General features: G+C 68.7%; 13 protein-coding genes. 6 read left to right on the forward strand and 7 right to left on the reverse strand.

Features of this window, described 5'->3' with window-relative positions; translation table 11 throughout:
• From JQX13_RS30710 to JQX13_RS30735, 6 genes are all read right to left on the reverse strand, one after another.
• Positions 1 to 273, reverse strand: a complete 273-nt coding sequence (locus tag JQX13_RS30710) for a hypothetical protein (RefSeq protein WP_203403034.1) — start codon at positions 271 to 273, stop codon at positions 1 to 3.
• Positions 274 to 323: 50 nt separating this feature from the next.
• Entirely contained in the window at positions 324 to 1,211 is an 888-nt protein-coding gene (locus JQX13_RS30715) for a phosphate ABC transporter substrate-binding protein (RefSeq protein WP_203403035.1), read from the reverse strand.
• A gap of 59 nt (positions 1,212 to 1,270) precedes the next feature.
• Positions 1,271 to 3,460, reverse strand: coding sequence for a TonB-dependent receptor plug domain-containing protein (locus JQX13_RS30720; protein WP_203403036.1), 2,190 nt, complete (start codon positions 3,458 to 3,460; stop codon positions 1,271 to 1,273).
• A 56-nt stretch (positions 3,461 to 3,516) separates the two neighbouring features.
• Positions 3,517 to 5,421 carry an ATP-binding protein gene (locus JQX13_RS30725; RefSeq protein ID WP_203403037.1) on the reverse strand — a complete coding sequence of 635 codons (1,905 nt, stop codon included), beginning with the start codon at positions 5,419 to 5,421 and terminating at the stop codon, positions 3,517 to 3,519.
• Positions 5,418 to 6,065 (reverse strand): YfiR family protein, encoded by a 648-nt coding sequence (locus JQX13_RS30730; protein ID WP_203403038.1) that lies wholly within the window; start codon positions 6,063 to 6,065, stop codon positions 5,418 to 5,420. Before JQX13_RS30730 ends, JQX13_RS30725 begins: the two co-directional genes overlap by 4 nt.
• Before the next feature lie 140 nt (positions 6,066 to 6,205).
• Positions 6,206 to 7,855 carry a PQQ-dependent sugar dehydrogenase gene (locus tag JQX13_RS30735; protein WP_203403039.1) on the reverse strand — a complete coding sequence of 550 codons (1,650 nt, stop codon included), beginning with the start codon at positions 7,853 to 7,855 and terminating at the stop codon, positions 6,206 to 6,208.
• Between the two features lie 156 nt (positions 7,856 to 8,011).
• Here JQX13_RS30735 and JQX13_RS30740 point away from each other — a divergent pair, with 156 nt between their 5' ends.
• The gene (locus tag JQX13_RS30740) at positions 8,012 to 8,590 is read left to right on the forward strand and encodes a hypothetical protein (protein WP_203403040.1); all 579 of its coding nucleotides are present in this window, start codon (positions 8,012 to 8,014) and stop codon (positions 8,588 to 8,590) included.
• Between the two features lie 63 nt (positions 8,591 to 8,653).
• Here JQX13_RS30740 and JQX13_RS30745 read toward each other — a convergent pair whose 3' ends face one another.
• Positions 8,654 to 9,496 carry a BsuPI-related putative proteinase inhibitor gene (locus tag JQX13_RS30745; protein ID WP_203403041.1) on the reverse strand — a complete coding sequence of 281 codons (843 nt, stop codon included), beginning with the start codon at positions 9,494 to 9,496 and terminating at the stop codon, positions 8,654 to 8,656.
• Positions 9,497 to 9,624: 128 nt separating this feature from the next.
• Here JQX13_RS30745 and JQX13_RS30750 point away from each other — a divergent pair, with 128 nt between their 5' ends.
• The 5 genes from JQX13_RS30750 to JQX13_RS30770 all read left to right on the forward strand — a co-directional run bounded on the left by JQX13_RS30750 (position 9,625) and on the right by JQX13_RS30770 (position 18,542).
• Positions 9,625 to 11,733, forward strand: coding sequence for an ATP-binding domain-containing protein (locus JQX13_RS30750; RefSeq protein ID WP_203403042.1), 2,109 nt, complete (start codon positions 9,625 to 9,627; stop codon positions 11,731 to 11,733).
• 86 nt (positions 11,734 to 11,819) lie between these two features.
• Positions 11,820 to 12,416 (forward strand): TIGR02265 family protein, encoded by a 597-nt coding sequence (locus tag JQX13_RS30755; RefSeq protein WP_203403043.1) that lies wholly within the window; start codon positions 11,820 to 11,822, stop codon positions 12,414 to 12,416.
• Between the two features lie 310 nt (positions 12,417 to 12,726).
• Positions 12,727 to 14,835, forward strand: a complete 2,109-nt coding sequence (locus JQX13_RS30760; protein WP_203403044.1) for a hypothetical protein — start codon at positions 12,727 to 12,729, stop codon at positions 14,833 to 14,835.
• Between the two features lie 4 nt (positions 14,836 to 14,839).
• Positions 14,840 to 15,583 (forward strand): hypothetical protein, encoded by a 744-nt coding sequence (locus JQX13_RS30765; RefSeq protein ID WP_203403045.1) that lies wholly within the window; start codon positions 14,840 to 14,842, stop codon positions 15,581 to 15,583.
• Between the two features lie 139 nt (positions 15,584 to 15,722).
• Complete coding sequence (locus JQX13_RS30770) at positions 15,723 to 18,542, forward strand: Ig-like domain-containing protein (protein WP_203403046.1); 2,820 nt, start codon at positions 15,723 to 15,725, stop codon at positions 18,540 to 18,542.
• The last annotated feature ends 213 nt before the right edge of the window (positions 18,543 to 18,755 follow it).

Below are 18,755 nucleotides of genomic sequence, written 5' to 3' on the forward strand. Positions count from 1 at the left end.
TCAGAGCCCCGTCGCCATCTGGGCGAGCAGCAGGACTCCGCCGTACACCAGGGCCGCGCCGATCAGGGCCAGCAACACGTTGCTCACGCTCCATTCCCGGCGCTCGGCCGGACCCTCCAGCGCCTTCCGCCGCTTCTCGAGGCAACTGGCGCACCGGTTGATGCCCTCGAACTGCGTGGTGCACTCGCGGCAGATGACGCGGCGGCACTCCACGCAGATGCCCAGCCCGGTGCGCTCCGGGTGGTAGTGGCAGCGGCCCGAGCCCTGAATCATGCGCCCAGCCTACGAAATCCCGGGTCGCGGGTGCCAGCGGGTCGCGCGCACTACTTCACCGGGAAGTAGCCCGTCTGGGTGACGATTTGCTGTCCCTCGGGCGACAGGGCGTAGTCGATGAAGGATTTCGCGACGCCGGAGGCCTTCCCGGGCAGGTAGAAGTAGAGCCCGCGCGACAGGGGATAGGTGCCGTTCTGGATGTTCTGCTCGGTGGGGGCGATGGCTTCGCCCTGGGCGTCCCTGCTCACCTTCAATTCCTTGATGCCCTTGGCGAAGGCGGCGCCGCCGTAGCCGATGCCGTTCTTCTCCTGGGAGATCGAATGCACCACGGCCGCGGTGCCGGGCAGCGTCAGGGCGCGCACGGTGAAGTCCTCGCCGCCGAGCACCTCGTCCTTCACGAAGGCGTAGGTGCCCGAGGAGTTCTCCCGCGAGTAGACGATGATGGGCGCGTCCTTGCCGCCCACGTCCTTCCAGTTGGTGATGTCGCCCAGGTAGATGCTCTCGAGCTGCGGGATGGAGAGGGCCTCCACCGGGTTGGTCTCGTGGACGTAGAAGGTGACGCCGTCCTTGGCCACGGTGATCTCCACGGGGCCCTCGGGGTGGCGCTGCCGCACCTGCTGCTTCTCGGTGTCCTTGATGGGACGGCTGGACATGGCGATGTCCGTGGTGCCGTTGATGAGCGACGCGATGCCCGTGCCCGAGCCGCCACCCGTCACCTGGATCTTCGCTCCCGGGTGCTCCTTCATGTACTGCTCGGCCCAGCGCTGGCCGAGGATGACCATGGTGTCCGAGCCCTTCACCGTCACGGTGCCCTGGGGGCCCTTCACGGGGAGGCTCGGGGTGCCCGCGTCCTCTCCATGGGCGCCGGAGGGGCGCCTGCACCCGGAGGCCAGGGCGATGAGCGCGAGCGTGAAGAGCGAGGCGAACAGCGTTCTCATGTCACCACCTGGGGCGGGACCCCGGTTCGAGGATTCTCGCGAGGATACACGCTGGTTCCTCAGAGGTTGACTTCCAGGCTCACGAAGACGCGCCGGTCCTCCATGCGGTAGTCGAAGGGGAAGTCGAGGATCTTCACGAGGTAGCTCTCCGCGTCCAGAAGGTTGGACACCTCGAGCGCGACGCCGGCCCACGGGGTGAGCTGGTAGCGGGCGTTGGCATCGAGCCGGAACCAGGCGGGCACCACCGCCGGCCGCAGGGTGCGGAACAGGGGCTCCGTCATGTCCTCCTCGCGGCGGAACACGTCGCCCTGGTAGCGCCCCTGGAGCGCGAGGCTGAATCGCTCCCGCTGGTAGCTCACACCGGCCTTGGCCTGGTGGGCGGGCGCCCAGGTGAGGTGCCCTTCGTTGTCCACCGGCACGCCTTTCGAATCCGCCCCATCGAGCAGATGCACGTAGGAGTAGTTGCCGAAGGCCGACAGGCGGCCATGCGCTCCCAGGTCCACTTCCGCCAGGAGCTCGGACTCCAGGCCCAGGTTCGTCTGGGAGAGGAAGTTGTCCAGCCGGCTCCCCTGGACGTAGCCGATGAGGTTCTCGTAGCGCGAGTGGAAGAGGGTGCTGCGCCAGCTCAGATGGGAGTTGATGCTCCAGTCCGCGTTGAGCTCGAAGGTGGTGACCTGCTCGGGGCGGATCGTCTCGGTGTTGGAGTCCAACATCCAGGTGTTGGAGCCGAGGAGCTCGCCGGCCGAGGGGGCGCGGAAGGCCCGGCCGGCCTGGAACTTGAAACCGAGCGCGGGGCTCGGCGCGTACACCAGCGCGAGCCGGGGGCTGAGCTGATCATAGGACTTGAAGTGGCGGGGCCCCTCGGGCTGCCCGGGTTCGCGGTAGTGGAAGAACTTCAGGTCGTAGCGCAGCCCCACCGTCAGCGAGAGGGGGAGCTCCAGCAACCTGCTCCAGGCGAGCTGGAAGTAGGCGCCCATGTTGCTCATGGGCTCATTCAAGAGGGGCTCGTAGATGGGGCCGAGCTGCACGGGCGACTGCGTGGCGGGGGCGTCCGGCTCCTCGTCGCCGAGGTCCGTGGTGGCGTAGTGCATGTCGTCCCCTCCATACAAGGTGGCCGCGTACTCCACGCCGCCGAGCAGGGTGATGCGCTCGCCCAGGGAGCCCGAGAGCTGGACGCGCCCGAAGAGCTCGTCCAGGGCGGTCCTGATCGCCTCGGTCATTCCGGCGGGGTAGTAGCGCTTCCCGTTGTCGGCGCCGCTCGGGTAGTAGCGCACCTCGTTCTCGTACTGGTGCCGCTGGTACTTGAGTACGTACTCCTGTTCCAGCCGGCTGCCCGGCTCCGAGCGGTAGCTCAGCACGGCGATGTGCCGCCGGTCCCGCATGGCGCCGTCGATGTCGGGCACCCAGTAGAGCCAGCCGTGGCCGGTGCCATAGCTCCAATCCTGGAGGTGGTACTGCGCGGACAGTCCCCGCAGGGTGTTCAGGGGCTCCAGCTTGACGAAGAGGTAGTCGCTGTCGCGGCGGTTGTTCACGCGGAAGCGCTGGAGCGCGCCCGTGGCGTCGGTCCGTCTCGAGCCGTCATAGGACAGGTAGGAGAACCCGTCCGTTCGCTGGTGCTGGAAGCCGAGCACCGCGGAGACGTGCCGGGAGCGGGTGACCGCCACGGCGTCCACGGCCGTGGTGCCATGGTTGCCGGCGCGCAGCCGGGCCTCGCTGTTGATCTCCAGCCGCTCGCCCTCGCCCAGGGTGTGGGTCGAGGAGAGCGTGTTGAGGGCGATGACGCCGTTGATGGCGCTGGAGCCATACAGGGCGGACGCGGGGCCGCGGATGATCTCCACGTTCTTCACCAGGAAGAGCGGGGTGATGTCCCAGGTGAACGCGGTGGCCAGCTCGTTGTCGTTGATGGGAACGCCATCCATCAGGAGCAGCAGGTGGTTGTTGTTCCACCCCTCCCAGAGTCCGCGAGCGCCCACCGTGGCTCGCTCGAAGTCCTGCGCGGGGAAGAAGCCGGGCTGGCTGAAGAGGATGTCGTCGATCGTCGTCCAGCCGAACCGGCGCATCTGCTCGCGCGTCACCACCGTGGCCACGCCGGGCGCCTCCCGGGCCTGCTGGCGACGCTTGGAGGGGGCGGAGAGCTCCACCCGCAGCAACTCCTCCAGGGAGAGGGACTGGGTCCATTCCGGTTCGGACTCCTCCTCCTCGTGGGAGGGCTCGTCGTACGCGAGCGCGGGACCGGAAGACAGCGCCACGGCCAGGAGCACTCCGTGGCAACAGGGGGAGGGAATCAGGCGGGGCATGGTGGAGCTCAACCCATGAAGGTGGAGGTGGAAGAGGAGGCGTGGGACTCGAGCAGGACGCGGAGCCGCTCGCGCAGGGCGCGCATGTCGAGGGGCTTCTCCAGCGCTCGCGCCTGGTGCTGCTCGAGGAAGGCGCGTGTCACCTCGGTGAAGGCGCCGCCGGTGATGAAGAGCACCATCTCCGCCAGCTCGGGGGCCGTCCGCTGGAGCTCCGCGTAGAACTCCACGCCCGTCATCTCCGGCATCATCAGGTCGCACAGGATGACGTCGAAGGGCGGGCCCTGGCGTAGCTGGGACAGCGCCTCGCGCGCGCGCGTCGTCACCCGCACCTCGTGGTCGCAGTCCAGGGCCCTGCGGAGCGCGGTCCCCACCAGGGGCTCGTCATCCACCACCAGGATGCGCGCCCGCCTCGTCTTCGGGGGCGGCGCCTCCTCGCCGGGCCTGCTTCCCACCGGGGCGGGGCTGGCGGGGAGCACCACGGTGAAGGTGCTCCCGTGCCCGGGCTCACTCTGGAGCTCGATCTGCCCACCCAGGCGGGTGACGATGCCCTGGCAGACGGACAACCCGAGCCCGGTTCCCACCCCCACCGGCTTGGTGGTGAAGAAGGGGGTGAAGAGGCGGGCGCGGACCTCGGGCGTCATCCCGCTGCCGGTGTCGGTGATGGACACCCGCGCCCTCCCGTCCTCGCCCGTGCGGGTGGAGATACGGATCTCGTTCCGCTCCGAGGCCCCCGGCTCGATGGCATGCGCGGCGTTGATGAGCAGGTTGAGGAACACCTGGGCGAGCCGCACCTCGTTGGCCTCGACGGGTGGAACGGGCTGGTAGTCGCGGACCAGCCGGGCCCGGTGGCGGATCTCGTTGCTGGCCATGTTGATGGCGCTCTCGAGGGTGTGGGTGAGCGCCGTGGGCTCGCGCTTGCCGTCATCTCCGGCCGAGAACGACTTGAGGCTCTGGACGATGTGCTGCACGCGCGCGCAGCCCTCGCGGGCCTCGGTGAGGGCGCTGTACGCCTCTTCCCAGTCCTCCTCGGGGAGGTGGCGCAGCCGCGGTATCTCCTGGAGCACGTAGTGGATGTTGGCGGTGACGTAGGCGAGCGGGTTGTTGATCTCGTGCGCCACGCCCGCGGCGAGCGTCCCCATGGAGGTGCGCCGGTCGGCGACGATGAGCTGATCCTGGGCGCTGCGCAGCTCGCTCATCTGGGACTCGATGAGGGCGCGTTGCTCGTAGAGCCGGTCCAGCATGCGCGAGAACGCCGAGGCCAGGGTGCCCATCTCGTCGCGCCGGGTGAGGTCGAGCTCGCCCCGGGCGTCGTGCTCGCCCTCGGAGATGCGCAGGGCCACGTCGGTGACGCGCTTGAGCGGCCGCACCAGCACCGTGCCCACCGCGAAGGCGGCCAGCACGCCACTGGCGAGGATGAGCGCGGAGATGCCCGCGGCGAGCTGCTGCGTGTGCCGGTTCTCCTGCTGCAGCCGGGCGAGACTGAAGCCCAGGAGCAACGTGCCCCGCTGGCCCCCGCGCGTCTGGATGTGGACCCGCGCGAACACCTCCTGCCCGCGGATGAAGGCCTCCTGGGGATCGTCCAGGAGTCGTTTCGGCGCGCGCTCCGGGTGCCAGGCGGCCAGCGGCGTGCCGTCCTCGCGCAGCAGCAGTCCGAAGATCGCCTCGGGGCTGGAGGCGAGTGTCTCCAGGTGCCGCTGCCCGTTGGCCTCGTCGCCGAAGTCGAGCGCCGGCTCGGTGGCGTTGGCCAGCAGCCGGGCGATCCCCAGCGTCCGCTCGAGCATCCCGCGCCGCGCCAGGTCATTCATGCGCGCGGGGAAGAAGAGGAGGAAGAAGAGGGAGAAGGCCGCGAAGAGCAGGACCACGAGGATGACCAGCCGGGCCCTCAGCGAGAGATGACGAAGCTCGAGCGTCATGGGGTGCTCCTCGCGGGGTCGACGATCTGGGACAGGCTGAGCAATCCGGCATCGAGGTCCGCGCCCTCCGCGCGGGCCGCCGAGAGGCGGATGAGGATGGTGGGCGAATCCCCCTGTCGGCTGAGCCCGATGGCCAGGCCCTGGTCGAGCTCGGCCCTGCTGCCGGCGAAGGAGAGGATGGACAGCTGCCGCGTCACCCCGGCGATGCTGCCCGTGTGGGCCTCGAGCCCCTCGCAGACGTAGAGCGCCACCACGCGGGCCCGGGAGAGCTCCTCCCTCAATTGCGAGGGCTCACGGAAGCCGACACGGATGACCCGCACGGTCTGGCCCGAGACGCTCCTCCCGCGGGAGGCCACCTCCAGCGCGCGGGTGAACTCCTGGCCGAACTGCTCCGAGCCCGGGTTGCCCTCGCGATGGAGGACGGCGACGGTCAGGGGCGGAGGCCGGGTGCCCATCCGCCGGTCGTAGGCGAGGATGCGCACCAGCAACGAGGCGCGCAGGGTGGGCGGGAGTCCCTCGGCTCGCGAGGCCTCGCTGGCGAGCAGCACGAGCATCAGGCCCAGGGTCTTCAGCCACGTCCCGGAGGTCCTCCGGCGGCTCTCCTTCCCTGTCTCCGTGTGGCACAGACCCTGCTGTCGCTGCATGGTCCTCCCCCAGGCCAGGCTCGCTCGCCCATACTTCAATTCTCCATGAGGGCTCGCCGGGGATTCAGCACAGGGGGGCAGGCTGCTGTTGCATTCCGGAAATCACTACAAGTCGTGAAAAGTGGTTGTTGTGGAGTGGCTTACTCCGGAGAGGCCGTTGTCAGGGATTGGCGGGGGATGGGAGCGCCCTCGTTGATCCACTCCGCGACCTCCGCCAGCAGCTCGGGGTTCAAACCTCCGGCGGGCATGGGGGGGAGCCCGGGCGTCGTGCCCTCGAGGCGCAGGTAGAGCTCGCTGCCGAGGCTGCGGGGGACGACGAAGGGGGCGTGGCCGGGGCGGGGCGCCAGCAGCCGTTGGGCATTGCCGATGTCATCACAGCGTGCGAGGCGGAGGTTGCCAGCGTTGCCTCCGGCGGCGCCGTGGCAGCTGGTGCAGAGCGGGTCGATGATGTCGCGTTGGATGCGGGAGAACGAGTCATCGCGCGTGGCGAGCTCGCGGCAGCGCGCATCCTGGTTGGGCTCGGCGCTGGGCTTGACGGACAGGCCGGGGGTGGGGATGCCGTCGCCCTTCCTGGGATCGAAGAACAGACGCAGCACGGTGCCGTTCTTGTCCTCGGCGAGGAAGATGGAGCCGTCGCGGCCCACGCTCACTCCCACGGGAGCGCCCATGGGTTGGGTGCCCTTCTTGTACCAGCCGTTGATGATTTCGAAGGGCTCGCCCGTGGGTCTGCCGGCGGCATCGGTGGGGATGGCGACGAGCTTCTGACCGAAGTCACGATACCCGTGGTACGTGACGAGCAGCTTGCCCTTGTACCAGTCGGGGAACATGCCGCCGGCGTAGTACGTCATGCCCAGCGGCGCGACGTGGGCGGGCAACAGCAGGGCGGGCTTGCGCATGCGTGAGCAGTCGAAGCCCTTGAACTCGGGACTGGCCTCGTTGTCGTCGTAGCAATAGGGCCAGCCGTAATCCTGGTACGGGACGATGATGTTGAGCTCCTCGTGGGGCGTGGTGCGATCATCCAGACGCCTGTCCCTCCTGTTGATGGAGTCGCGGGAGTTCTCGCCCTGCACGAACAGGCCCGACTCGGGGTGGATGGCCATGGCCATGGAGTTGCGCAGGCCCACGGCGTGGTTCATCCACGTGGTGGCGGTGCGCCCCGGTCCCGTCAGGGCATAGCGCCGGATGACACCGCGAGCGGAGTGCCCTTCCGCCTCGGGGCAGGTGCGGCCGTCGGTGCCGCGATGGCCCTTCATGGGCTCGCAGTTGTCCGAGGCGGAGCCGCGATTGACATACAGGTAGCCCCGCTCGTCGAAGACGAGCGCCGTCAGCGGATGGCGGCCATCCGTGGGGAGCGCCGGGATGACGGTCTCCACGGTGGAGGAGGGGTTGGCCGCACCGGGGTCGAAGCGGATCACCCGGGAGAGCTCCCCGATGTAGAGCAACCCATCGGGGCCGACGGCCGCGCCATGGGGACGGTCGAGTCCCTCGAGCAGCTTGCGTTTCACATACGTCTTCCCGGAGGCGTCGGGCGTCAGGCGCCAGAGCGAGCCCTTCCGGGGAACCCAGCCGCCCATGTCGACCACGGCGAGGCTGCCATCCGCGAGCGGGGTCACCGTCCGGGGGAACCGGAACCCATCCGCGACCACGCCGACGCAGACGCCGCGAGGTGTCGAGACATCGATTCGAGGCAGGCCGTCACAGCTTCCGTTGGGGGTGTACTTGCCAGTCTGGGCCTGGACGCGGAGTGGAAGGAGGGCGAGCAGCAACCCGAGGTGAAGCGCCGTCTTCATGAATGATGAGCTCCCGGCGCTGGATACTACTCCTCCCGGGCACTCGATCTTCCGTCCTGCAACGGACGCGCCCACCCTCCAGTGTGAGCTTTTCCGGTGGGACATGGCGGGAGGTCCGGTACAACCCCCGCTTCCGAGGATGGGAGGAGATACGCAATGGACTTCATCGGACAGCTCTCGCAGCAGCTCGGCGTGGACTCCAATCAGGCGCAGGGCCTCGCCGGCTCGTTGCTGAAGCTGGTGCAGGGCACCGTGAAGGAGAAGATGGGGCCGCAGGCGGCGGACCAGATGGGGCAGTCCATCCCCGAGATGCAGGGGTGGCAGCAGCAGGCGGAGGCGCAGACCGCGCAGGCCCAGCAGTCCGGGTCCGGTGGCGGGCTGATGGGCGCGCTCGGCGGGCTGGGGGGGCTCCTCGGAGGGCAGGGGCAGGGCCAGTCCGGGGGCGGCGGGCTGATGGGCGCGCTCGGCGGTGCCATGGGCCAGGCGAGCGAGGTGGCGGGCATCGTGGCGCTGCTCCAGCGCTTCAACCTCGACGCGAGCAAGGCCTCGTTGGTGGCGCCGCTGCTGCTCAACTTCCTCAAGTCCCGGCTCGACCCACAGCTGGTGGGCGGCATCCTCACGGTGATGCCGATGCTCGCCAACCTGGGGGGTGGGGGCGGCAACACTCCGGACAGCGGTGGTTCCCAGGGGGGAGGCGGAGGCCTGGGCGGGCTCCTGGGTGGCCTCATCCGCTGAATCCGAGGAGACGCCCTCCCGATGAAACCCATACGGAAGGGCGCTCCGTCATCGACGTCTCACTCAGAACAGCGTGTACACGCGGATCTGACTCTCTCCGCCCTTGGGCTCGACCGCGCCGTAGGCCTGGCCCAGGAAGGTCCCGCTCACGGTGTAGTACCCGTCCGCGACGCTACCCCCGCTATTGTCGTTGAACGACCACGACTCGTTGAACGTCAGGGACTCACCGGGGGCGAGCACGAGCTCCGAGGCCGCCGGATCGAAGGTCTTCCCGGTGGACCAGGTCCACACCTCCTGCCCGCTGGAGTTCCTGGCGCTGAACTCGTACAGCTGCCCGTTCTGGAAGCCGATCGTCACCGGGTAGGCGGCCACGTTGGTGACCGTCAGGTACAGGGGGGCGGACGAGAACCTCGAGTACGAGGTCTTGTCGGTGGAGAACGTCGCCACGAGGGGATCCGAGGTCTGCAGGACGACGTCCTGCGTGCCCGACTTGGTGCCGCTGCGTCCCAGGTAGTTGCCCAGGTAGGTTCCCGTGATGGAGAAGGTGCCATCGAGCAGCGAGCTCCCCGCGTCGTCGACGAAGCTCCAGGTCTCCTGGACGCTCCAGGTCTCGCCCGGGGCCAGCATCTTGCTGGAGCCGTAGGGGCTGAAGGTCTTGCCATTCGACCAGGTCCACAGCGTGGCGCCGCTGGCATCGCGCGCCACGAAGTCGTACTGCTGGCCACTGCCGAAGGAGACGCTCACGTACAGCGAGGAGGTGTTCTTCACCTCGAGCGTGAGCAGGGCCTGCTCGTTCCGGTCGTAGGTTCCCTTGTCGGTGAAGACGCGAACGGCCAGGGGGTCCGCGGCGGCCGCCGGGGTGGCCATTCCGAGGGCCACGAGCAGGGCGAGGGTCCACACCGACATCAACGATGCATTCCGGGTTGTTCCAATCCGCATGAGGTATGGGTTCCGTTGAGGAGGGGGGTTGCTCCCTTCCTTGCACCAGCAACGTTGGATTGGATCGTTTTCCGAGAAAACGGGCAGAACACATCATGAGCAACACTGTCGGAGAACTCCCCGCGCACGCGCGGTTCATCATCGCGGAGGAGGAGGAGCTCCTGGGCCGTGTGATGGCCTCCGTGGAGGCCGCGAGGCAGCGGAGCGGCAGTCGCAAGCAGGAGTCGCAGGGCCTGGTGGCCCAGTTGCAGGTACTGCGTGACGAGGCGGCGACCGCCCCCGTGGCGGACCTCCCGCACCTGCTCCATCAGATGAACCAGGCGCGCGCCCTCCTGGAGCGTCAGCAGACGGCCCAATTGCCGGAGATCAACGCGCCGTACTTCGCGCACCTGCGCGTGGATGGACCCGCGGGTGTCCGGGACTACCTGCTGGGCCGGACGAGCTTCGCGGACGCGTCCGCCGACGTGCGCATCATCGACTGGCGCTTCGCTCCGGTGGCCCGGGTCTTCTATCGATATGGAGAGGGAGACGCCTACGAGGAGTGGTTCGGCGAGCGGCTGTCCGAGGGCACCGTCGAGGTGCGGCGGCTGGTGGTCATCGAGCGCGGGCGGCTGACCCGCATCCAGTCCGGCACGCTCGTGCTCGTGCGTACCCCCGAGGGTGCCTGGCGGATGATGGGCGCGGGGCCCGCCTCCCAGCTCGAGGGCGGTGGAGCGGGGACGGCGGTACGTCCGGGCCAGCTCGGAATAGGGGAGGGCACTTCCCGGCGCGAGGGGGCGCTCGATGTGACGGCACTGCTCGACGCCGAACAGTTCGAGGCCGTGAGCGTGGCGGCGGACCAGCCGCTGCTCGTCCTGGGGAGCGCGGGCAGCGGGAAGACGACGGTCGCCCTGCACCGGCTCGCGAAGATCGCCTTCGACGAGCACGCGGAGTACCCCGAGTCGCGGATGAAGGTCATCGTGCCGGAGGAGGGCCTGGCGCGGCTCTCGCGGCGGTTGCTCGCGCCGCTCGGCCTGGGGAAGGTGTCCGTCGAGACGTTGGATGACTGGGCGGCCACGGCCGCGCGCGTCTCGTTCGGCGCCAAGGCCATCAAACTGTGGGAGGACACGCCTCCACTGGTGGCGAAACTCAAGCGTCACCCGGCGCTGCGCCGCGCGCTCGCGGCCCGGCTGGGCGTGCTCAAGTCGTCCGCCACCACCCTGCCGGGCCTGCGCAAGCGGCTCGCCGAGGTCTTCACGGAGCGGCGTTTCCTGGAGGGCGTCGTCTCCTATTCGAATGGAGATCTCCCGCTCACGGCCGTCGACGAGACGGTGCGGCACTCGATGCTGCAGATCGCCACGCCCCTCTCTCGCGAGCTCGAGGGGGTGGATCCGGACCGCCTCCAGACGCTCGATGGAAAGTCCCTGGAGAGCGACACGCCCGACGAGCTGGCCGGCACGTTGGACCTGGAGGATCTCCCGCTGCTGCTGTTCCTGCGCGCCCAGAGTGGGAGCCTGGGCGCCGTGGGGCGGCTGGTGCACGTCGTGCTGGACGAGGTGGAGGATTTCTCCCTCTTCGAGCTGTTCGTGGTGGGCAAGCTGCTCGGCGAGGCGAGGAGCTGCACGCTCGCTGGAGACGAGATGCAGCAGACCTCGACGAGCTTCGCGGGGTGGCCGGCGGTGCTCACGGAGCTCGGCGTCCGCGACGCGGCCACCTGCCGGCTCCAGGTGTCCTACCGTTGCCCGAGGCCGGTGACGGAGCTGGCGCGCAAGGTGTTGGGCTCGCAGGCCACCACCGCGGCCCCCCAGGCGGGCCGGGAGGGAGCGCCGGTGGGGTTGCACCACTTCCCGGACGAGGCCCAGGCGCACCTCTTCATCGGCGAGGCGCTGAGGGATCTCCTGGAGCGCGAGCCCCACGCCTCCGTCGCGGTCATCGCCAGCAGTCCCGACCAGGCGCGGGCCTTCCACCGCGTCGTCGCGGACATGTCCTGGGCCCGCCTCGTGCTGGAAGGCGACTTCTCCTTCGAGCCGGGTGTCGACGTGACGGACGTGGACAACGTCAAGGGCCTGGAGTTCGACTACGTCGTCATCCCCGACGCGACGGCCCGGGCCTACCCGGCCCATGACGAGGCGCGTCGTCGTTTGCACATCGCCATTACCCGGACTTCCCATCAGCTCTGGATTGTCTCGGCTGGTGTCCGCTCGCCCCTGCTGGCCGGGGTTTGAGGCCCCCTTGGACGGGGAGTCGGCGGGAGCACACCCCCGACTAAATCAGTATGAGAAGATTTGAATATCCGTGGCAAAATGTGGGCATGGAGGAGCGCCCACAGCTGCTCGCACGGTTGGCCAGGTGCAAGCAGGAGCACCGGGTCCCCGGCATGTTCCTGGGGTCGGTGCTCGTGTCGGCGGATGCGCTCGGCGCGGACATCGGCGAGCTCGCGCGGCGGCAGATCGCCGATGGTGAGCGGCTGGTGGAGAGCTACCGCTATCCGGTGTCGTGGATGCTGGGGATGCTCGACATCATCGGGCAGACGGCGGTGGTTCGTGGGGGCACCTACGGTGAGGCCCTCTACAAGTGCGGGCGGGATGCGGGGCTCGCCTATATCCGGAGCTCCGTGGGCCGGATGAGGGCCCTGGTGGCCTCCGCGTCCGGACTGCACCGCACCCTGGAGGGTATCCCGAGCGCGGTCTCGCTGGCGGTGAACTTCGGTGACGTCTCCTACCGCCGGCTGAGCCCCTGCTCCGGTGAGCTCATCTTCAAGCAGGACCTGATTGGCATCTCCTGGAACACGGGCATGGTGGTGGCCAGCACCGCCGCGGCCCTGGGGCGGGGACCGGATGAGCTGAAATTCGAGTCCATCCCGACGGACGAGGACGCCAGCAGTTTCCTTCTCCGCATCTGCTGGTAGTCCCGTATTTCCCGCCAGCTTCAAAGAGCGTGGGAAGCCCTGTGAGACTTCAAATCCTCGCACGCGTTCGCGTGACGTGGCCGCAATGACTTGAAAACATTGGCGGAGGGGCGGCTCGGGCTCCTGGTTTCGTGAAAGGTTTTTCGGGATTCCTCTCGACGTGCGGTCCTGCGGAGTTTGCCGTGCGAGAGCGGAGGGCTGGGAATTCACGCGGCGGAAGTCAATCACTTTCAGCGGGGGTCTTGACGTGGATCCAGCGAGTGTGTTTCCTACTGAATGCAAGGGATTGGGGATCTCGAAGGGGAAATCCATGCATTCGATCACGAAGAAGCCGATGGCGCGTCCGCTGGGAGCCCCGGCTTCATCGGTCACGGGTCCATACTCGGGGTACTCGCTCCAGGGTCGGAGTGGCATCCAGGTGGTGCTGCCAGAGCTGGGGCGGGTGCTGGGCCGCGCGACGTTGTTGAGCCCCACCGAGGTATGGGCCCAGACCGAGTGCGAGCCGGACCTGTTGTCGCGCGAGCGGACGCTGCGCATCGGTCTGGAGGTGGGCGGGACGGTCCTCGGTCCCTTCTCGGGCGAGGCGCGGTGGAGTGGCGCCGGGGTGACGGGCGGCGCGCTGGCAATCCAGCTCGTCGACATCTCCCGGGAGCAGGGCGGGCAGATCCTCTCCCTGCTGGAGGACGCGCTGCGCCAGGGCAGCGCCGCGCCCGTGGCCTCGCCCCTGCCGGTGCAGGAGGAGATCTCCAGCGGCGAGCGCATCCAGTCCATCCTCACGGCGATCTCCGCCATGGCGAACAAGGGGGTGCTGCGCCGGCCGGGACAGCTGGTGCGGGTCTCGCTGGAGCGCGTGGACGCGGAGCAGGGCCTGCTGTACTGGCGCTGCGCCGAGCCGGACTCCGGGTGGGGCGAGTCGCCCTACGAGCTCGAGCTGGTGGGTTACAACTCGGCCTACCGGATGCGCCTGGAATCCCCCGTTGCTCGAGGCGAGTGGCTGGTGACGCCGCTGCCCGAGCGCTTGCGGCGGGTGCGCCACCGGTGGCACCGCCGGTTGCCGGCGCCCGCGGGGCTGCGGGCCTGCTTCGAGCATCCGCTGTGGAAGGAGTTGGGGCGGCGCGAGCGAGAGGTCGTCGACTTCTCCTTCTCCGGATTGGGCCTTCTGGTCGATGCAGAGGACCTGGTCTTCCCGGGGCTCTTCCTGCCGCTCGAGCTGGAGACGGCTGACGGCGAGCGCATCTCCCTGAGCGGAGAGGTGCGGTACGTGTCGTTCGCCTCGCGGGAGGGGCGCAGGGTGTGTGGTCTGGAGGTGAGGCCGAGCACGGAGCGGGACGAGGTCCCGTGGATGCGCTTCGTCTCCCAGTCGCTCTGCCCCTCCACGCGCACCAGCGAGACGCTGCTCGAGCCGCTGTGGGATTTGTACGCCGCCTCGGGTTACTTCAACCTGGCGGGCAAGACGGCCGAGCACTTCGCGGAGATCCGCCGGGACTTCATCGACCTTGGCCTGCGCGCGGGGAAGCTGCCCCAGCTCTTCTGCCAGACGGTGTGGCCCTCGGAGCGGGGCGTGGAGGCGTCGCTCTCCTCGCTCAAGGCCTATCGTCACTCCTGGCTGGTCCATCAGCTGGGGCGCAGGCCCGGGAAGTCGGCCAACGCGCCCGCGGTACCGGGGCAGATCCTCCGCGACACCTACCTGCGCACGCTGGAGCACTCGCAGGGGGACTCGGAGTTCCGGTGGATGATGGCCTACGTCGAGTCGACCGTGCCGTGGATTCACCGGACGCACCTGCGCTTCGCCCAGCGGATGCAGTCGAGCGGGCAGTCGCTGGTGATGGATCTGCGGATGATGGACGTGGAGTGCAACGAGCCGAGCGGCCTGCCCGTGGGGGACCTGGACATCGGGCCCGCGTCGATGGGGGAGAAGGACCTGTTGGCCAGGGAGATCGCCCGCACCCGCCCGGCCTGCTACGTCGAGGCACAGGACTTCACCCGTGACCGCCTTGAGATGGGGGGCGTGTCCCAGCTCTGGCAGGGCGCGGGGCTGGAGCGTGAGCGGCGGATCCTCGTGGCACGCCGGCAGGGCCTCCCCCTGGCCGCGCTGGTGCTCGAGCTGGGACACCCCGGGACGAACCTCTTCCGCCTGCTCGACTCCGCGCGCCTGTTCCCGCTCTCTCCGCGGGGGCGTGAGGCCTACGTGGCGCTGCTGGACGAGGCTCGCCGCTGGTTCACGAGCCGGGGGCGCAGTGCCTTCGTCTACCTGTGCGAGGACGACGGCGCCTACGCGCACGCGGCCCGTCTGCACGACGACCCCTCGGCACAGCCCTGTCTGTGGATCATCCCCGCCTCGCACATTCCCGACTTCCTGGAGCACATCCAGGAGCAATCCCTTGGACGTTCACCTTCATCACGAGCCGCAAAGGAGTAACACCATGGAGCTGCTGAAGAAGCTGTATGAGCCTCACACCCTGCTGGCGCGCAGCCGTCTCGATTCCGATTCCTCCCTGCGCCGGCTCCTGGATCCCTCCATCAAGCCCGTGGTGCTGGAGCGCTTCCTCATCGAGTGGATGGCTCGCGGGGCGTACATGACCGAGCCGGTGGACGGGTGGATCCGCCGCACGGGCCAGCGTTGCATCGAGCTGGGTATGGAGAAGCTCGGCCAGTCGCTCACCATCCATGCGAAGAGTGAAACGGGCCACCACCTGATGACGATCGACGACGCCCGCTCCCTGGTGGCGCACTGGAACACGCGGCACACGCCCACGCTGAACGTCGAGGAGCTGCTCACGCAGAAGCCCACCGAGTCCATGAAGGAGTACCGCCAGCTGCATGAGGAGACCATCGAGGGGCTGAACCCGGTGGGGCAGATCGCCATCGAGCGGGAGATCGGCTACCTGGCGGTGTACTACGTGCCTCGGGTGATGCAGCAGGTGGAGGCGGTCCTCGGCAAGGAGGTGTACGACAAGCTCACCTTCCTGAACGAGCACGCGGCCGTGGACGTGGGCCATAACCTGCTCAACGAGAAGATGCTGGAGGAGGCCATCTCCCGCTCGCCCGACCACGCGCGCATCTACGCGGAGATCGGCTCCCGGGCCCTGACCACCTACATCCGCTTCCTGGGTGACTGCCTTCAGATGGCGGAGGATCAGCTGGCCCCGTTGCGTGCCGTGGCGTGATGCGTCGAACCTCCTGTTGGCGCGTACATGCAAGCAGTTGGCGGTTGTCCTGAAGTCCCCCGCTTGCTGGCTCTCCCCGTGAAACCTCTGATACAGGCAAACCCCAGAGGGTTTGTCTGTCCAAGGGAGGGAGAGCTTCATGTCGTCATGGAATGGGAGCAGACGTGCCGCCACCATGTGGGCGGCCGTATTGCTGGTCGTATCCGTCGCCACGGGATGTGGAAAGCAGGAGGGTGTTGACCAGGGCGGGAGCGCGCAGGTCCAGGTCACGCTGTCACAGGAGCTCTCGAGCGCGGACGTGAAGGGGGTCCGTGTCGAGGTCCGGGGCCCTGGCATCTCGTCGCCCCTCTCGACCGAGCTGGTCCCGTCGGGGAGCGCGTGGCAGGGAACCCTCGGCGGCATCCCCTCGGGCACGGAGCGCGTCTTCGAGGCCTTCGCGTACGACGCGGCCGGGGCGGTCCTCTACCGGGGAAGCTCGAGCCCCACCTCGGTGGGCGCGGGGGCCACGGTGAGCGTCCTCCTGACGCTGCAGCAGGTGTCGCGCCCGCCTCCCTACGAGAACGAGCCACCGCGGATCGACTCCGTCGTGGTGTCCGCCACCACGGTGCACCCGGGCGGTTCCGTCAGCCTGAGGGTCACCGCGCATGATCCCAACGGAGACGCGCTGAGCTACGCCTGGACGGCGGCGGCGGGCTTCTTCAGCTCCGCCTCCTCCGCGACGACCACCTGGACGGCGCCCCCCACCGAGGGCGTGCAGCGGCTCCAACTGGACGTGACGGACGCGAAGGGCACGAGCGTCTCCGTCAACTTCGACATCAGCGTGCAGCTCGATGGGGCCACCGGGAACGCCGATGTGTCGATCGGTTTCAACTCCTGGCCGCGGATCAGCACCATGCAGGGGACGCCGTCCGTCCTGGCGGAAGGCGGGACGACGGCGCTCTCCGTCACGGCCGTGGACGCCGAGGGCGATGCCCTGTCCTACTCCTGGAGCACCGAGTGCGTGGGCACCTTCTCCAACCCGGCGGCGAGCTCCCCGTCCTTCACCTTGAACGCGGTGCCGGCTTCCGGCCGTTGTGCCTTTCGGGTGACGGCCTCGGACGGGCGCGGGGGCCAGGGCGTGGGCACCCTCGTCCTCCAGGTGGGGACCACGCCGCGTGTCAACGTGGCTCCCCGGATCGACAGCTTCTGGCAGAGCGCCATCGAGGCCAACGGGGGTGAGGCCGTGACGCTGGGCCTCGCCGCGCACGATCCCGAGGGCAAGCCCGTGGTCTTCTCCTGGAGCACGACCTCCGGGACGCTCCGGCCGCCCCGGTGGACCGCCGGCTCGAGCGAGGTGGAGTGGGTGGCGCCGGTGTGCTTCGACCTGCCCGTGGCGATCACCGGCACCGTCACGGACGCGGATGGGGCCTCGGTGGGGTACACCTTCAACATCGCCCCGACCGAGAGCGCGAAGTGCGGGTCGTTCGCGGTGAGCGGCGTACGCAATACCCACTTCGTCCAGGCCGATGGCTCGGTCATCGTGCTTCCGGCCGACCTGTCCACGACGGTCATCGGCGCGTGGGTGCCCACCCTGGATGGTTCGAGCTACGTCTACCGCTCCGGCTCCGGCCAGGCCAACGGCACCTTCCTCATTCCCGGCGTGGAGCGGACTCCGTACTTCCTCCAGTTCGGTGCCACCTACCTGTGGACCCACAGCCGGAACGTCGATCTCAGCGCCGCCACACTGGGCCGCCCCGACGTGGTGGAGGAGTCCGCGGGGACCCGGCTCGCCATCCAGCTCCATGGGCTCTCCCCCTGGCAGGTCTCGGATGACCTGCAGCTCCACTCGACGGGCGCGGGCATCGGCTACTTCACGAGGGCCTGCTCCTCGCCGAACCTGGAGCCCCTGGAGGGCACCACGGTCTACATGGACGACATCGACTACGGAGCGTCCCTCGGGAACTGCGGGGCCGCGCCCGCCCGGATCGAGCCGGCCAAGGGGGATTTCGTCTACGTCACCCAGAACGTGCTCCGCTTCGACATGGACGCGGGGCTCTCCTCGGGGCTGGCGATCAACGAGGCCCGCCTGGGCACCCAGATCCACGACGTGGGCTCGACCGACGGTGGACCGGACGGTGGTTCGTTCGATGGCGGCTCGTTCGATGGCGGGAGTGTCGACGCGGGGTCCTCCGGGCCGGGGACGATCCTGTTGAAGGGCACGCTGTGGCCCCTGCCGACCACGAGGCAGGCCTTCGATTTCCGCGCGTCGCAGTTCGAGACCCTGGCGCTCGCCTCTCATCCCAGCGCGACGCTGAATGACGAGCTCGTGAACGTTGGGACCCTGCCGCGCTTCTCGGAGTACGGCCAGTACGATGGCTACCCGGATCTCGCCCTCGCCACCAACTACGAGCCCGGGCAGGGCGACTTCCGCGTGGTCCTGCAGTACGGCAACCCGTACCCGAGCCACTGGCAGCGGATCGTCACCGCCCAGGCGAGCGCGCTCGTTCCCTTCTCGCTCACCCGGGCCGATGGAAGCACGACCCGTACGGCCTATTACCAGGCGGCGGCCTACTCGCAGGTTCAGATGATGGATGGGGTGACGCAGACGCTCGTGCCCCAGGTGGGCCCACCCCGCGACCTGCGCATCAACGGCGCGAGCGCGACGGGGAACCTCTCGGGCGTGGGGCCGACTCCGCTGGTGAGCTGGACGGGGCCGGCTCTGGGCACCCCGACCCGTTACCTGGTGCGGCTCTACGAGCTGGCCGCCACGTCCACCGGTGGCACGTCCCGGAGACAGGTGGGCTTCTTCTACACGACGCAGACCCAGTTCCGCCCCCCGCCCGGCTTCCTCGTCTCCGGGAGGACCTACATGATCCTGCTGTACGCGTACTCCATGCCGGGCGCGAACCCGGATCTGCCGTTCGTGAACGGGCCGAGCTATCACTACGCCTCGGCGTTCACGGGCACGTTCCAGCCCTGAGCCGTTCCGCCCACCGGAGGGCCTGACGCGCTCCGGTGGGCCTCCGACCGTCGACGCTCGTCACCTTGCTCTCCGCGCGAGCGTCGACGCGTTGTGTTGATTGGAAAACAAAGTTGGTGGATGCTCTCGACCCATCCATCACGCCCGTGTCTCGCGGACGTCTGGGTAAGGAGTCAATGTCTTACACGCGGTGAAGACTCTCTCGCCGATCTG

It is taken from the genome of Archangium violaceum, assembly GCF_016859125.1.
Classification (GTDB): Bacteria; Myxococcota; Myxococcia; order Myxococcales; family Myxococcaceae; genus Archangium; species Archangium violaceum_A.

Excerpts from the sequence above, each read along its gene's own strand:
- JQX13_RS30750 (WP_203403042.1), top strand. The coding sequence starts at position 9,625 with ATGAGCAACACTGTCGGAGAACTCCCCGCGCACGCGCGGTTCATCATC.
- JQX13_RS30760 (WP_203403044.1), top strand. The coding sequence starts at position 12,727 with ATGCATTCGATCACGAAGAAGCCGATGGCGCGTCCGCTGGGAGCCCCG.
- JQX13_RS30730 (WP_203403038.1), bottom strand. The coding sequence starts at position 6,065 with ATGCAGCGACAGCAGGGTCTGTGCCACACGGAGACAGGGAAGGAGAGC.
- JQX13_RS30745 (WP_203403041.1), bottom strand. The coding sequence starts at position 9,496 with ATGTCGGTGTGGACCCTCGCCCTGCTCGTGGCCCTCGGAATGGCCACC.
- JQX13_RS30740 (WP_203403040.1), top strand. The coding sequence starts at position 8,012 with ATGGACTTCATCGGACAGCTCTCGCAGCAGCTCGGCGTGGACTCCAAT.
- JQX13_RS30715 (WP_203403035.1), bottom strand. The coding sequence starts at position 1,211 with ATGAGAACGCTGTTCGCCTCGCTCTTCACGCTCGCGCTCATCGCCCTG.
- JQX13_RS30755 (WP_203403043.1), top strand. The coding sequence starts at position 11,820 with ATGGAGGAGCGCCCACAGCTGCTCGCACGGTTGGCCAGGTGCAAGCAG.
- JQX13_RS30765 (WP_203403045.1), top strand. The coding sequence starts at position 14,840 with ATGGAGCTGCTGAAGAAGCTGTATGAGCCTCACACCCTGCTGGCGCGC.
- JQX13_RS30725 (WP_203403037.1), bottom strand. The coding sequence starts at position 5,421 with ATGACGCTCGAGCTTCGTCATCTCTCGCTGAGGGCCCGGCTGGTCATC.
- JQX13_RS30770 (WP_203403046.1), top strand. The coding sequence starts at position 15,723 with ATGTCGTCATGGAATGGGAGCAGACGTGCCGCCACCATGTGGGCGGCC.
- JQX13_RS30735 (WP_203403039.1), bottom strand. The coding sequence starts at position 7,855 with ATGAAGACGGCGCTTCACCTCGGGTTGCTGCTCGCCCTCCTTCCACTC.
- JQX13_RS30710 (WP_203403034.1), bottom strand. The coding sequence starts at position 273 with ATGATTCAGGGCTCGGGCCGCTGCCACTACCACCCGGAGCGCACCGGG.